This window comes from Streptomyces sp. NPDC102402 (assembly GCF_044765765.1).
GTDB lineage: Bacteria > Actinomycetota > Actinomycetes > Streptomycetales > Streptomycetaceae > Streptomyces.
Genome location: NZ_JBIWKR010000011.1, coordinates 129,022 through 142,818, shown reverse-complemented (window position 1 = coordinate 142,818; position 13,797 = coordinate 129,022). Strand labels below are relative to the sequence as shown.

Sequence of the window (13,797 nt, the reverse complement as noted above, 5' to 3'; positions counted from 1 at the left end):
GAGCCCGAAGATGTTCGAGGCGGTCGAGGAACTGATCGGCGAGCACGCCGATCTCGAGAAGAAGCTCGCCGACCCGTCGGTCCACGCCGACCAGGCCAACGCGCGCAAGCTCAACAAGCGCTACGCGGAGCTGACCCCGATCGTCTCCACCTACCGGTCCTGGAAGCAGACCGGCGACGACATCGGGACCGCCCGGGAGTTCGCCGCCGACGACCCGGACTTCGCGGCCGAGGTCAAGGTCCTGGAGAAGCAGCGCGAGGAGATCACCGAGAAGCTCCGCCTCCTCCTGGTCCCGCGCGACCCCAGCGACGACAAGGACGTGCTCCTGGAGATCAAGGCGGGCGCGGGCGGCGACGAGTCCGCCCTGTTCGCCGGCGACCTCCTGCGCATGTACCTGCGCTACGCCGAGCGCGTCGGCTGGAAGACCGAGATCATCGACTCCACCGAGTCCGAGCTCGGCGGCTACAAGGACGTCCAGGTCGCCGTGAAGACCAAGGGCGGCAACGGTGCCACCGAGCCCGGCCAGGGCGTCTGGGCGCGTATGAAGTACGAGGGCGGGGTGCACCGCGTGCAGCGCGTGCCCTCCACCGAGTCGCAGGGCCGCATCCACACCTCGGCCGCAGGCGTGCTCGTCACGCCCGAGGCGGAGGAGGTCGACGTCGAGATCCACGCCAACGACCTCCGGATCGACGTCTACCGCTCCTCGGGCCCCGGCGGCCAGTCCGTCAACACCACGGACTCCGCCGTCCGCATCACACACCTGCCGACCGGTGTCGTCGCCTCCTGCCAGAACGAGAAGAGCCAGCTCCAGAACAAGGAGCAGGCGATGCGCATCCTGCGCTCCCGGCTGCTCGCCGCCGCGCAGGAGGCCGCCGAGCAGGAAGCCTCCGACGTACGCCGCAGCCAGGTGCGCACCGTCGACCGCTCCGAGAAGATCCGGACGTACAACTTCCCGGAAAACCGGATCTCGGACCACCGCGTCGGCTTCAAGGCGTACAACTTGGACCAGGTGCTCGACGGCGATCTCGACGCCGTCATCCAGGCCTGCGTCGACGCAGACTCCGCCGCCAAGCTCGCCGCCGCATAGCCGCACCCGACCCGCCCCGCTCGTGAACCCGTACGGAGAACCGCGATGAACCTGCTGCTCGCCGAGGTGGCCCAGGCCACCCAGCGGCTGGCCGACGCCGGTGTCCCCTCACCGCGATTCGACGCCGAGGAACTCGCCGCGTTCGTGCACGACGTCAAGCGGGGCGAACTGCACCACGTGCCGGACGCCGACTTCGACGCCCGCTACTGGGAGACGATCGCCCGCCGCGAGAACCGCGAGCCGCTCCAGCACATCACCGGCCGCGCCTTCTTCCGTTATCTGGAACTCCAGGTCGGCCCCGGTGTCTTCGTGCCGCGGCCGGAGACGGAGTCGGTCGTGGGCTGGGCGATAGACGCCGTCCGCGCGATGGACGTCGTGGAGCCCCTGATCGTCGACCTCTGCACCGGATCGGGCGCGATCGCGCTCGCCATGGCGCAGGAGGTGCCGCGCTCGCGGGTGCACGCCGTGGAGCTGTCCGAGGACGCCCTGCGGTGGACCCGGAAGAACGCCGAGGGGTCCAGGGTCACCGTCCACCGCGGAGACGCCCTGAGCGCCCTCCCCGAGCTCGACGGCCAGGTCGACCTGGTGATCTCCAACCCGCCCTACATCCCGCTCACCGAGTGGGAGTACGTGGCGCCGGAGGCCCGTGACCACGACCCGCAGATGGCGCTCTTCTCCGGCGAGGACGGCCTGGACACCATCCGCGGCATCGAACGCACCGCGCACCGTCTGCTCCGCCCCGGCGGGCTCGTCGTCATCGAGCACGCCGACACCCAGGGCGGCCAGGTGCCGTGGATCTTCACCGAGGAGCGGGGCTGGGCCGACGCGGCCGACCACCCCGACCTGAACAAGCGCCCCCGGTTCGCGACGGCCCGCAAGGCCATGCCGTGACCACCGGGACACCGGCACCGCACGATCCCCACCCGCACATGTCCGAGGAGGCCGGCTGATGGCACGGCGATACGACTGCAACGACGCGACCGACCGTACGACCGGCCTGCGTGAAGCCGCGTCCGCCGTCCGCCGCGGCGAACTGGTCGTGCTGCCCACCGACACCGTGTACGGGATCGGCGCGGACGCCTTCAGCTCGGAGGGCGTCGCCGACCTGCTCGACGCCAAGGGCCGCGGCCGCAACATGCCGACCCCTGTCCTGATCGGTTCGCCGAACACCCTGCACGGCCTGGTCACCGACTTCTCCGAGCAGGCGTGGGAGCTCGTCGACGCCTTCTGGCCCGGCGCCCTCACGCTCGTCGCCAGGCACCAGCCGTCGCTCCAGTGGGACCTCGGCGACACCCGCGGCACGGTCGCCGTACGGATGCCCCTGCACCCGGTCGCCATCGAGCTGCTCACGGAGGTCGGCCCGATGGCCGTCTCCAGCGCCAACCTCACGGGACACCCCTCGCCCGAGGACTGCGACGCCGCCCAGGAGATGCTCGGCGACAGCGTCTCCGTCTACCTCGACGGCGGCCCGACCCCGGGCATCGTCCCGTCGTCGATCGTCGACGTCACGGGCAAGATCCCCGTACTGCTCCGGGCCGGCGCGCTCTCGGTCGAGGAACTCCGCAAGGTGGTACCCGACCTCGAGGTGGCCAATTGACCGCCCCTGAGGGGCGTGGCATAGCGGGGCAGCACGATGCTTTCCGCATCCTCCACGTCAGCACCGGCAACGTCTGCCGCTCGCCCATCACCGAGCGGCTGACGCGGCATGCCCTCGTGGACCGCCTCGGGGATCCGCTCAGCGGCGGCCTCATCGTGGAGAGCGCGGGCACCTGGGGGCACGAGGGCGCTCCCATGGAGGCCAACGCCGAGGTCGTCCTCGCCGACTTCGGCGCCGACGCCACCGGATTCGTCGGCCGCGAGCTCCTCGACGAGCACGTGATCCGCGCGGACCTCGTCCTCACCGCCACCCGCGACCACCGCGCCCAGGTGATCTCCATGGGCCACTCCGCGGGCCTGCGGACCTTCACCCTCAAGGAGTTCACCCGGCTGGTGCGGGCCATAGACCCCGCGACGCTGCCCGACGCCCGTGAGGAGGGCGTCGTCGAGCGCGCCCGCGCACTGGTGCGTGCCGCGGCTGCCCTGCGCGGCTGGCTGCTGGCCCCCACCGCGGAGGCGGACGAGGTCTACGACCCGTACGGCGCCCCGATCACCTTCTTCCGTTCCGTCGGAGACGAGATCAGCCAGGCACTCGACCCGGTCATGACCGCGCTGACCGGGGTACGCGCCCCGCACTGAACCCCCTGAGGGCCCACACGCCGGCCCGCGGTGCGCCGACCGGCGTAGAGGGGCCTCCGGCAGCGGGCAGGCCGCCCGGGGCGGGCCTACATTGGATCTGACGCCACGCACCCCCTCCTCCAGGCCCGGAGCCCTCGATGCCGGTCACCACTCCAGCCGCCCCCGCGCCGCCAGTGCCGACGCCGGACACGGTCATGCCGCAGGACTTCGGCGCCCTGCTCCGTCAGGACCCTGAGCTCGGCTCCATCCTGCTGGCCGAGGCAGGCCGGCAGTCGAGCACCCTGCAGCTCGTCGCCGCCGAGAACTTCACCTCACCCGCGGTCCTCGCCGCCCTCGGCTCACCCCTCGCCAACAAGTACGCCGAGGGCTACCCCGGAGCCCGGCACCACGGCGGCTGCGAACAGGCCGACGCCGCCGAACGCGTCGCGGTCCGGCGGGCCATGTCCCTGTTCGACGCCGAGCACGCCAACGTCCAGCCGCACTCCGGCTCCTCCGCCGTCCTGGCGGCCTACGCCGCCCTGCTGCGCCCTGGTGACACCGTGCTGGCCATGGGACTCCCGTACGGCGGACACCTCACCCACGGTGCTCCGGGGAACTTCTCCGGGCGCTGGTTCGAGTTCGCCGGCTACGGCGTGGACCCCGACAGCGGCCTGATCGACTACGCGCAGGTGCGCGCCCTGGCGCGGGCCCGTCGCCCCAAGGCGATCGTCTGCGGGTCGATCTCGTACCCCAGGCATCCGGACTACGCGCGGTTCCGGGACATCGCCGACGAGACCGGCGCCTATCTGATCGCGGACGCCGCCCATCCGATGGGGCTGATCGCCGGGGGAGCGGCGCCCAGCCCGGTGCCGTACGCCGACGTGGTGTGCGCCACGACGCACAAGGTGCTGCGCGGCCCGCGCGGCGGCATGATCCTCTGCGGCGTCGAGCTCGCCGAGCGGATCGACCGCGCGGTGTTCCCCTTCACCCAGGGCGGGGCGCAGATGCACACCGTCGCGGCGAAGGCCGTCGCCTTCGGGGAGGCGGCGTCCGGGTCCTTCGCGGTCTACGCCCACCGGGTCGTCGCCCACGCCCGCGTCCTCGCCGCCGCCCTGGAGGCGGAGGGCTTCGAGATCACCACGGGCGGTACGGACACCCACATCGTCGTCGCGGACCCCGACCCGCTGGGAGTCGACGCGCGGACCGCCCGGGAGCGGCTGACGGCCGCGGGCATGGTGGTGGACACCTGCGCGCTGCCGTACGGGGACGCGCGGGGGATCAGGCTGGGCACCGCGGCCGTCACCACCCAGGGCATGGACGAGGACGACATGGCACGGATCGCCTCGCTGTTCGGTGCGGCCGTGCGCGACGAGGGCGACCCGGGAAGCCTGCGGGCCGAGGTACGCGGACTGGTGGAGCGCAACCCGCCGTATCCGGGGTAGTCGGTGTGGATGAGGTATGTGCAACCAACACCCGTGGCTCGGTGTCCTTGCTCATGAGACTAGGGTGTGGGGCTGAGATGGCCGGCGAATTCTGTGGGGCAGCCCGTGCGTGATTACCTGCTGACGCTCTGTGTCACGGCCGCAGTGACCTATCTGCTGACCGGACCGGTGCGGAAGTTCGCCATCGCGGTCGGGGCGATGCCCGCGATCCGTGCGCGTGACGTCCACCGGGAACCGACACCTCGGCTCGGTGGCATCGCCATGTTCGGCGGACTGTGCGCCGGGCTGATCGTCGCGGACCACCTGTTCAACCTGAACGGCGTCTTCGAGCTGTCCAACGAACCCAGGGCCCTGCTCTCCGGCGCCGCCCTGATCTGGCTGATCGGCGTCCTTGACGACAAGTTCGAGATCGACGCGCTGATCAAGCTCGGCGGGCAGATGATCGCCGCGGCCGTCATGGTCATCCAGGGTCTGACGATCCTGTGGCTGCCCATCCCCGGCGTCGGCACGGTCGCCCTCACGCAGTGGCAGGGCACGCTGCTCACGGTCGCCCTGGTCGTGATCACCATCAACGCGGTCAACTTCGTCGACGGACTCGACGGCCTCGCGGCCGGCATGGTCTGCATCGCGTCCGCGGCGTTCTTCCTCTACACCTACCGGCTCTGGTACGGGTACGGCATCGAGGCGGCCGCCCCGGCGACGCTCTTCGCCGCGATCCTGATGGGTATGTGCCTCGGCTTCCTGCCGCACAACATGCACCCCGCCCGGATCTTCATGGGCGACTCCGGGTCGATGCTGATCGGTCTCGTCCTCGCCGCGGGCGCCATCTCCGTCACGGGACAGGTCGACCCGGACGCGATGAAGCTCTTCGAGGGCAGCGAGCGGCAGGCGACCCACGCGATGCTGCCGGTCTTCATCCCGTTGCTCCTGCCGCTGACGATCATCGCCATCCCGGCCGCCGACCTCGTGCTGGCGATCGTGCGGCGCACCTGGAACGGCCAGTCCCCGTTCGCGGCCGACCGGGGGCACCTGCACCACCGGCTGCTGGAGATCGGGCACTCGCACAGCAGGTCCGTGCTGATCATGTACTTCTGGTCCGCGCTGATCGCCTTCGGCGCCGTCGGCTACTCCGTGCACTCCGCGTCGCTCTGGATCGTGCTGGTGATCGTCGGGCTCAGCGCGGTCGGCCTGATCCTGCTGCTCATGCCGCGCTTCACCCCGCGCGCCCCGCACTGGGCGGAGGCCTTCGTGCCGCCGCGCTACCGCAGGCGCTCGCGCGCGGACCACGAGGAGTCGCCGGACGCCGCGGACGTCACCGTGCGGGGTCAACAGGACTCCGACGGCTCGGACATGGCCTCTCCCGTGCCGGAACGGGCCCCGGTGTCCGTGGGGGTCTCCGGCGTCAACGGCGCGACCGCGATCGGCCCCCGCTCGCGGTTCACGAACCGGGACCGAGCAGATTCACCGCGTTAGCGGCCAGTGCACAGAACTCCCCATACCAGACAACATGCCGTGATGTTCTGCACACACGGGCGATGTAGCTCTCATGTGTGACAGCTGGCACACTTTCTGAGTAAAGACCTCATCAAATAGTTTGTGATACCGTTCACGAAGCCCGGTGAGGAGCCGAAGGACCTGAGTAGCACGGTCCATTGGCCCGAGGCATCGACTCGGACCGGGCCTACTCTCGTCCCTGACGACCACTGCCCACCCCCTGCCACGCGGAGTAACCGCCATGCCGTCCAACGACGTCCGGACTCTCCTCCACACCGCCGTGCCCACTGCCGCCGTCGGTGCTGTCGCCGTCGCCGTCAGCGCTGCGCTCGCCGGCGGCAAGGGGGCGATCGGCGCGGCGGTCGGGACGCTGGTGGTGATCCTCTTCATGGGGATCGGACTCGGCGTCCTCCAGCGCACGGCGAAGTCCCTGCCGCACCTGTTCCAGGCCATGGGTCTGGTGCTCTACACGGTCGAACTGCTGCTGCTCTTCGTCTTCGTGGCGGCCTTCCAGAACACGACGCTGTTCAACCCGAGGGCCTTCGCCGCCTCGCTGATCGCGGCGACGCTCGCGTGGGTCGCGGCCCAGATCCGTGTGCACATGAAGACAAAGATCCTTTACGTCGAGCCGGACTCGTCCGCGGGCAAGACGCCCGAGAACATGGGGTCTTCGACGTGAGGGGTAGGGCCGGGATAAGCGAGCGTTCGAGACCCTGCTATCGTCCGGTGCCAACTGCGGCACTGCGGGCGCGGGCATCAAAATCGGCGCCTGCTCCATCGCGAGGCGTAATGCCTGAGCCGCCCCCCATCCGTAACACCAGTCCAGTGCCGACCAGCGGCTGCTTGCCGCGCCGACACAACGAGGTTGCCGTACCTATGCGCCACGCTGAAGGAGCCCGCGGTGAGTGCTGACCCGACGACGGTGCTCGCCTTCGAGACCGACTGCCACATCTTCGACGGATGCGGCTTCCCGGCTCCTGGCCTGCACTCCTTTGTTTTCGAGCCGATGTTCACCGTCGGCGGCATCGAGATCAACAAGCCGATGCTGCTGGCGGTCCTGAGCACCGTTGTCGTCGTCGGCTTCTTCTGGGCCGCCTTCAACAAGCCGAAGGTGGTGCCCGGGAAGCTCCAGATGGTCGCCGAGGCGGGTTACGACTTCATCCGCACCGGTGTGGTGTACGAGACGCTCGGCAAGCGCGAGGGCAAGAAGTACGTGCCCCTCATGGTCTCGCTGTTCTTCTTCATCTGGATCATGAACCTCTGGGCGATCATTCCGCTCGCCCAGTTCCCGGTGGTCTCGGTCATCGGGTTCCCGGTGGCGCTGGCCGCGATCGTGTACGTCCTCTGGGTCAGCCTGACCTTCAAGCGGCACGGCTTCATCGGCGGCTGGAAGAACATCTCCGGCTACGACCCGTCGATCGGCCCGGCCCTTCCGTTCGTCATGCTCATCGAGATCATGTCGAACCTGCTGATCCGGCCGTTCACCCACGCCGTGCGACTCTTCGCCAACATGTTCGCCGGCCACGTGCTGCTGCTGATCTTCACGATCGCCAGCTGGTACCTGCTGAACGGCATCGGCATCGCCTACGCCGGTGTCTCGTTCGTGATGACCATCCTGATGACCGCCTTCGAGCTGTTCATCCAGGCGCTGCAGGCCTATGTGTTCGTCCTTCTGGCCTGCAACTACATCCAGGGCGCTCTCGCAGAGAAGCACTGAGCAGCAGCCCGGCACCACCCCCCGATAGTCGTCCGGTGGCCAACCCCCACCGGTTCTGAAAGAGAAGGAAGAAACGGCATGTCCGCTCTTGAGACCCTCGCCGCCGTCAACATCCAGGGCAACCTCGGTTCCATCGGCTACGGCCTCGCCGCCATCGGCCCCGGCGTCGGCGTCGGCATCATCTTCGGTAACGGCACCCAGGCGCTGGCCCGTCAGCCCGAAGCTGCCGGCCTGATCCGCTCGAACCAGATCCTCGGCTTCGTGCTCTGTGAGGCGCTCGCCCTGATCGGTCTCGTCATGCCCTTCGTCTACCCGGTCGACTAATTCGCGGCATCCAGACTGCCCGAAGCGACGAAAGGCATTGATGTGAACGCCCTCCAGCTGGCGTCCGAGGAACAGAACCCGCTGATCCCGGCGCTTCCTGAGATCATCATCGGCCTCATCGCCTTCGCCATCGTCTTCGGTTTCCTCGCCAAGAGGCTCCTCCCGAACATCAACAAGGTTCTGGAAGAGCGCCGCGAGGCCATCGAAGGTGGTATCGAGAAGGCCGATGCGGCCCAGACCGAGGCCCAGAGCGTTCTTGAGCAGTACAAGGCTCAGCTCGCCGAGGCCCGCCACGAGGCCGCCCGTCTGCGCCAGGAGGCGCAGGAGCAGGGTGCCGTCATCATCCAGGAGATGAGGGCGGAAGGTCAGCGGCAGCGCGAGGAGATCATCGCGGCAGGCCACACCCAGATCGAGGCCGACCGCAAGGCCGCGGCGTCCGCGCTGCGTCAGGACGTGGGCTCCCTCGCCACCGCCCTGGCCGGCAAGCTCGTCGGCGAGTCCCTCGAGGACCACGCCCGGCAGAGCGGCACCGTCGACCGTTTCCTCGACGAGCTCGAGGCGAAGGCCGAGGCCGTCCGATGAACGGAGCGAGCCGCGAGGCGCTGGCCGCCGCACGCGAGCGCCTCGACGCACTGACCGACTCCACGTCGGTCGACGCGGCGAAGCTCGCCGAGGAGCTGGCAGCCGTCACCGCGCTGCTCCACCGCGAGGTGTCGTTGCGCCGGGTCCTCACCGACCCGTCGCAGGGTGGCGAGGCCAAGGCCGAGCTGGCCGGACGACTGCTGAGCGGACAGGTGGGCGGCGAAGCCGTGGACCTGGTCTCCGGCATGGTCCGTTCCCGCTGGTCGCAGTCGCGTGACCTGGTCGACGCGGCCGAGGAGCTGGCGAACACCGCCGACCTCACCGCCGCCCAGCGCGCGGGTGTCCTCGACGACGTCGAGGACGAGCTGTTCCGGTTCGGCCGGATCGTCGCTTCCGACGTGGCACTGCGGTCGGCCCTGACCAGCAAGTCGGCCACGGTCTCCGCCAAGGGCGAGCTGCTCCGCAGCCTGCTCGGCGGCAAGGCCCAGCCCGTCACGGAGCGCGTGATCACGCGCCTCGTGACGCAGCCCCGAGGACGTAGCCTGGAAGCGGGACTCGACTCCCTGTCCAGGCTCGCCGCGGAGCGCCGGGACCGCCAGGTCGCCGTCGTCACCTCGGCGGTGCCGCTGTCCGATCTCCAGAAGCAGCGCCTCGGCGCCGCCCTGGCGAAGATCTACGGCCGGCAGATGCACCTGAACCTGGACGTGGACCCCGAGGTCCTCGGCGGGATCTCGGTGCGCGTCGGTGACGAGGTCATCAACGGCACGATCGCGGAGCGCCTCGAAGAGGTCACCCGCAGGATGGCCGGCTGACGGCGCGCAGCGCCCACACCGCACCAACTGAACGAGCAAGAATTGCGGCCCGGTTGGGCCGTGCAGAAATTGCAGAAGATTCCTGGGGGTCGCCCCCAGACCCCCTTAAGAAACTTCGGGCCCAACAAGGAGAGCAGGGAACCCCAGATGGCGGAGCTTACGATCCGGCCGGAGGAGATCCGGGACGCACTGGATAACTTTGTCCAGTCGTACCAGCCGGACGCGGCCTCGCGCGAGGAGGTCGGGACGGTCAGCGTTGCCGGCGACGGCATCGCGAAGGTGGAGGGTCTGCCCTCCGCCATGGCGAACGAGCTGCTGAAGTTCGAGGACGGAACCCTCGGTCTCGCCCTCAACCTCGAGGAGCGCGAGATCGGTGCGATCGTCCTCGGCGAGTTCAGCGGAATCGAGGAGGGCCAGCCGGTGCAGCGCACCGGTGAGGTGCTCTCCGTCGGCGTCGGCGAGGGTTACCTCGGCCGCGTCGTCGACCCGCTCGGCAACCCGATCGACGGTCTCGGCGAGATCGCGACCGAAGGGCGTCGCGCCCTCGAGCTGCAGGCCCCTGGCGTCATGGTCCGCAAGTCGGTGCACGAGCCGATGCAGACCGGCTACAAGGCCGTCGACGCCATGGTGCCGATCGGCCGCGGCCAGCGTCAGCTGATCATCGGCGACCGTCAGACGGGTAAGACCGCTCTGGCCGTCGACACGATCATCAACCAGCGCGACAACTGGCGCTCGGGCGACGTGAACAAGCAGGTGCGCTGCATCTACGTCGCCATCGGTCAGAAGGGCTCCACGATCGCCTCCGTGCGCGGAGCGCTCGAAGAGGCCGGCGCGCTGGAGTACACGACCATCGTCGCCGCCCCGGCGTCCGACCCGGCCGGCTTCAAGTACCTGGCGCCGTACACCGGTTCGGCCATCGGCCAGCACTGGATGTACGACGGCAAGCACGTCCTCATCATCTTCGACGACCTCTCGAAGCAGGCCGACGCCTACCGCGCCGTGTCGCTTCTGCTGCGCCGTCCGCCGGGCCGCGAGGCCTACCCGGGCGACGTCTTCTACCTGCACTCGCGTCTGCTGGAGCGCTGCGCCAAGCTCTCCGACGACATGGGCGCCGGTTCGATGACGGGCCTCCCGATCGTCGAGACCAAGGCGAACGACGTGTCGGCGTTCATCCCGACCAACGTCATCTCCATCACCGACGGCCAGTGCTTCCTGGAGTCCGACCTGTTCAACGCGGGTCAGCGTCCGGCGCTCAACGTCGGTATCTCGGTCTCCCGAGTCGGTGGCTCCGCCCAGCACAAGGCCATGAAGCAGGTCTCCGGCCGTCTGCGCGTGGACCTCGCCCAGTTCCGTGAGCTGGAGGCGTTCGCCGCCTTCGGTTCCGACCTGGACGCGGCCTCCAAGGCGTCGCTGGAGCGCGGTAAGCGCATGGTCGAGCTGCTGAAGCAGCCGCAGTACGCCCCGTTCCCGATGGAGGAGCAGGTCGTCTCCGTCTGGGCCGGCACCACGGGCAAGATGGACGACGTCCCGGTCGAGGACATCCGCCGCTTCGAGAGCGAGCTGCTCGAGTTCCTGCGCCGTGAGCGCAAGGACCTCCTGACCAGCATCGCCGAGGGCGGCAAGATGTCCGACGACACGCTGCAGTCGATCGCCGACGCGATCGCCGCCTTCAAGCAGCAGTTCGAGACCTCGGACGGCAAGCTCCTGGGCGAGGGCTGATCGATGGGCGCTCAGCTTCGCGTTTACAAGCGCCGCATCCAAGCCGTCACCGCGACCAAGAAGATCACCAAGGCGATGGAGATGATCGCCGCCTCGCGCATCGTCAAGGCGCAGCGCAAGGTGGCGGCGTCGATGCCGTACGCGACCGAGCTCACCCGTGCGGTGACCGCGGTCGCGACCGGCTCGAACACCAAGCATCCCCTCACCACCGAGGCCGAGTCCCCGGCCCGGGCGGCGGTCCTGCTCCTCACGAGCGACCGCGGTCTGGCCGGCGGCTACTCCTCCAACGCCATCAAGGCGGCGGAGCGGCTCCGGGAGCGGCTGGCTGCCGAGGGCAAGGAGGTCGACACCTACATCGTCGGCCGCAAGGGTGTCGCGTACTACGGCTTCCGTGAGCGCAAGGTCTCGGAGTCGTGGACCGGCTTCACCGACAGCCCCGAGTACTCGGATGCCAAGAAGATCGCCGAGCCCCTCATCGAGTCCATCCAGAAGGACACGGCCGAGGGCGGCGTCGACGAGCTGCACATCGTCTTCACGGAGTTCGTGTCGATGATGACGCAGAACGCGGTCGACGGACGGATGCTGCCGCTGTCGCTCGACAAGGCTGAGGAGGAGAGCACCGAGAAGGGTGAGATCCTCCCGCTGTTCGAGTTCGAGCCGTCGGCGGAGGACGTCCTCGACGCCCTTCTGCCGCGCTACGTCGAGAGCCGTATCTACAACGCACTGCTGCAGGCCGCCGCTTCCGAGCACGCCGCCCGCCGCCGCGCGATGAAGTCGGCGACCGACAACGCCGGGGACCTGATCAAGAGCCTCTCCCGGCTTGCCAACGCGGCCCGCCAGGCCGAAATCACCCAGGAAATCAGCGAGATCGTCGGCGGTGCAGGTGCGCTGGCCGACGCGTCCGCGGGGAGTGACAAGTAATGACGACGACAGTTGAGACGGCCGCTGCCACGGGCCGCGTCGCCCGGGTCATCGGCCCGGTCGTCGACGTGGAGTTCCCCGTCGACGCGATGCCGGAGATCTACAACGCCCTGCACATCGAGGTCGACGACCCGGCCGAGGCCGGCGCTCGTAAGACGCTGACCCTGGAAGTCGCCCAGCACCTGGGTGACGGCATGGTCCGCGCGATCTCGATGCAGCCGACCGACGGCGTGGTCCGCCAGGCCCCGGTGATCAACACGGGCGAGGGCATCACCGTCCCCGTCGGTGACATCACCAAGGGCAAGGTGTTCAACACCCTCGGCCAGATCCTGAACGAGCCGGAGGCCGAGGCGCAGATCACCGAGCGCTGGCCGATCCACCGCAAGGCCCCGGCCTTCGACCAGCTCGAGTCCAAGACCGAGATGTTCGAGACCGGCCTGAAGGTCGTCGACCTGCTGACCCCGTACGTCAAGGGCGGCAAGATCGGTCTGTTCGGTGGTGCGGGCGTCGGCAAGACGGTCCTCATCCAGGAAATGATCATGCGTGTGGCGAAGCTGCACGACGGTGTGTCGGTGTTCGCCGGTGTCGGCGAGCGCACCCGTGAGGGCAACGACCTCATCGACGAGATGACCGACTCGGGCGTCCTGGAGAAGACCGCGCTGGTCTTCGGCCAGATGGACGAGCCGCCGGGCACCCGTCTGCGGGTCGCGCTGTCCGCCCTGACCATGGCGGAGTACTTCCGCGATGTGCAGAAGCAGGACGTGCTGCTCTTCATCGACAACATCTTCCGCTTCACGCAGGCCGGTTCCGAGGTCTCCACGCTGCTCGGCCGCATGCCGTCCGCGGTGGGTTACCAGCCGACCCTGGCCGACGAGATGGGTGTGCTCCAGGAGCGCATCACCTCGACGCGTGGTCACTCGATCACCTCGATGCAGGCGATCTACGTCCCCGCGGACGACCTGACCGACCCGGCCCCGGCCACCACGTTCGCCCACCTCGACGCGACGACGGTTCTCTCCCGTCCGATCTCCGAGAAGGGCATCTACCCGGCCGTGGACCCGCTGGACTCCACGTCCCGCATCCTGGACCCGCGCTACATCGCGCAGGACCACTACGACACGGCCAGCCGCGTCAAGGGGATCCTGCAGAAGTACAAGGACCTCCAGGACATCATCGCGATCCTCGGTATCGACGAGCTGGGCGAGGAGGACAAGCTCGTTGTCCACCGTGCCCGTCGCGTCGAGCGCTTCCTGTCGCAGAACACCCACGCCGCCAAGCAGTTCACCGGCCTGGACGGTTCGGACGTCCCGCTCGACGAGTCGATCGCCGCGTTCAACGCGATCTGTGACGGGGAGTACGACCACTTCCCCGAGCAGGCGTTCTTCATGTGCGGTGGCATCGAGGACCTCAAGGCCAACGCCAAGGAGCTCGGCGTCTCCTGAGCCTCCGGCTCACCGAGGGGGGTGGGTGTGTCCCGCCCCCCTC

Annotated in this window: 14 protein-coding genes; all 14 read left to right on the top strand. The window is 69.0% G+C overall.

Annotated elements, in window-relative coordinates; genetic code table 11:
• Window positions 1-10: 10 nt before the first annotated feature.
• The 14 genes from prfA to atpD all read left to right on the top strand — a co-directional run bounded on the left by prfA (window position 11) and on the right by atpD (window position 13,754).
• The gene (prfA, locus tag ACIRJR_RS27630; RefSeq protein WP_014154059.1) at window positions 11-1,087 is read left to right on the top strand and encodes a peptide chain release factor 1; all 1,077 of its coding nucleotides are present in this window, start codon (window positions 11-13) and stop codon (window positions 1,085-1,087) included.
• 45 nt (window positions 1,088-1,132) lie between these two features.
• A complete protein-coding gene (prmC, locus tag ACIRJR_RS27625) occupies window positions 1,133-1,978 on the top strand; it encodes a peptide chain release factor N(5)-glutamine methyltransferase (RefSeq protein WP_403785446.1) in 846 nt (281 codons plus the stop codon).
• 58 nt (window positions 1,979-2,036) lie between these two features.
• Window positions 2,037-2,684 (top strand): L-threonylcarbamoyladenylate synthase, encoded by a 648-nt coding sequence (locus ACIRJR_RS27620; protein WP_033298365.1) that lies wholly within the window; start codon window positions 2,037-2,039, stop codon window positions 2,682-2,684.
• Complete coding sequence (locus ACIRJR_RS27615) at window positions 2,681-3,322, top strand: protein-tyrosine-phosphatase (RefSeq protein ID WP_403785443.1); 642 nt, start codon at window positions 2,681-2,683, stop codon at window positions 3,320-3,322. The genes ACIRJR_RS27620 and ACIRJR_RS27615 overlap by 4 nt, the downstream gene beginning before the upstream one ends.
• A 137-nt stretch (window positions 3,323-3,459) precedes the next feature.
• Window positions 3,460-4,743, top strand: a complete 1,284-nt coding sequence (glyA, locus tag ACIRJR_RS27610) for a serine hydroxymethyltransferase (RefSeq protein ID WP_403785440.1) — start codon at window positions 3,460-3,462, stop codon at window positions 4,741-4,743.
• A gap of 93 nt (window positions 4,744-4,836) precedes the next feature.
• Window positions 4,837-6,216, top strand: coding sequence for an MraY family glycosyltransferase (locus tag ACIRJR_RS27605; protein WP_403785437.1), 1,380 nt, complete (start codon window positions 4,837-4,839; stop codon window positions 6,214-6,216).
• A gap of 262 nt (window positions 6,217-6,478) precedes the next feature.
• The gene (locus ACIRJR_RS27600; protein WP_403785434.1) at window positions 6,479-6,916 is read left to right on the top strand and encodes a hypothetical protein; all 438 of its coding nucleotides are present in this window, start codon (window positions 6,479-6,481) and stop codon (window positions 6,914-6,916) included.
• A gap of 222 nt (window positions 6,917-7,138) precedes the next feature.
• Window positions 7,139-7,954: a F0F1 ATP synthase subunit A gene (gene atpB / locus ACIRJR_RS27595; RefSeq protein ID WP_403785432.1), complete on the top strand. Its 816-nt coding sequence runs from the start codon at window positions 7,139-7,141 to the stop codon at window positions 7,952-7,954.
• A 78-nt stretch (window positions 7,955-8,032) separates the two neighbouring features.
• Window positions 8,033-8,278 (top strand): ATP synthase F0 subunit C, encoded by a 246-nt coding sequence (atpE, locus tag ACIRJR_RS27590; protein WP_403785429.1) that lies wholly within the window; start codon window positions 8,033-8,035, stop codon window positions 8,276-8,278.
• A gap of 42 nt (window positions 8,279-8,320) precedes the next feature.
• Window positions 8,321-8,860, top strand: coding sequence for a F0F1 ATP synthase subunit B (locus tag ACIRJR_RS27585; protein WP_403785427.1), 540 nt, complete (start codon window positions 8,321-8,323; stop codon window positions 8,858-8,860).
• Window positions 8,857-9,672: a F0F1 ATP synthase subunit delta gene (locus ACIRJR_RS27580; RefSeq protein WP_403785425.1), complete on the top strand. Its 816-nt coding sequence runs from the start codon at window positions 8,857-8,859 to the stop codon at window positions 9,670-9,672. The genes ACIRJR_RS27585 and ACIRJR_RS27580 overlap by 4 nt, the downstream gene beginning before the upstream one ends.
• 147 nt (window positions 9,673-9,819) lie before the next feature.
• Window positions 9,820-11,391: a F0F1 ATP synthase subunit alpha gene (gene atpA / locus ACIRJR_RS27575; protein WP_073745255.1), complete on the top strand. Its 1,572-nt coding sequence runs from the start codon at window positions 9,820-9,822 to the stop codon at window positions 11,389-11,391.
• Between the two features lie 3 nt (window positions 11,392-11,394).
• On the top strand, window positions 11,395-12,312 hold the full coding sequence (locus ACIRJR_RS27570) for a F0F1 ATP synthase subunit gamma (RefSeq protein ID WP_403785423.1): 918 nt from the start codon (window positions 11,395-11,397) through the stop codon (window positions 12,310-12,312).
• Complete coding sequence (atpD, locus tag ACIRJR_RS27565; RefSeq protein WP_103515352.1) at window positions 12,312-13,754, top strand: F0F1 ATP synthase subunit beta; 1,443 nt, start codon at window positions 12,312-12,314, stop codon at window positions 13,752-13,754. Before ACIRJR_RS27570 ends, atpD begins: the two co-directional genes overlap by 1 nt.
• The last annotated feature ends 43 nt before the right edge of the window (window positions 13,755-13,797 follow it).

Bases quoted from the DNA above. Each gene is read 5' to 3' on its own strand.
- prfA (WP_014154059.1), top strand. From the start codon at position 11: ATGTTCGAGGCGGTCGAGGAACTGATCGGCGAGCACGCCGATCTCGAG.
- prmC (WP_403785446.1), top strand. From the start codon at position 1,133: ATGAACCTGCTGCTCGCCGAGGTGGCCCAGGCCACCCAGCGGCTGGCC.
- ACIRJR_RS27620 (WP_033298365.1), top strand. From the start codon at position 2,037: ATGGCACGGCGATACGACTGCAACGACGCGACCGACCGTACGACCGGC.
- glyA (WP_403785440.1), top strand. From the start codon at position 3,460: ATGCCGGTCACCACTCCAGCCGCCCCCGCGCCGCCAGTGCCGACGCCG.
- ACIRJR_RS27600 (WP_403785434.1), top strand. From the start codon at position 6,479: ATGCCGTCCAACGACGTCCGGACTCTCCTCCACACCGCCGTGCCCACT.
- atpE (WP_403785429.1), top strand. From the start codon at position 8,033: ATGTCCGCTCTTGAGACCCTCGCCGCCGTCAACATCCAGGGCAACCTC.
- ACIRJR_RS27580 (WP_403785425.1), top strand. From the start codon at position 8,857: ATGAACGGAGCGAGCCGCGAGGCGCTGGCCGCCGCACGCGAGCGCCTC.
- atpA (WP_073745255.1), top strand. From the start codon at position 9,820: ATGGCGGAGCTTACGATCCGGCCGGAGGAGATCCGGGACGCACTGGAT.
- ACIRJR_RS27570 (WP_403785423.1), top strand. From the start codon at position 11,395: ATGGGCGCTCAGCTTCGCGTTTACAAGCGCCGCATCCAAGCCGTCACC.
- atpD (WP_103515352.1), top strand. From the start codon at position 12,312: ATGACGACGACAGTTGAGACGGCCGCTGCCACGGGCCGCGTCGCCCGG.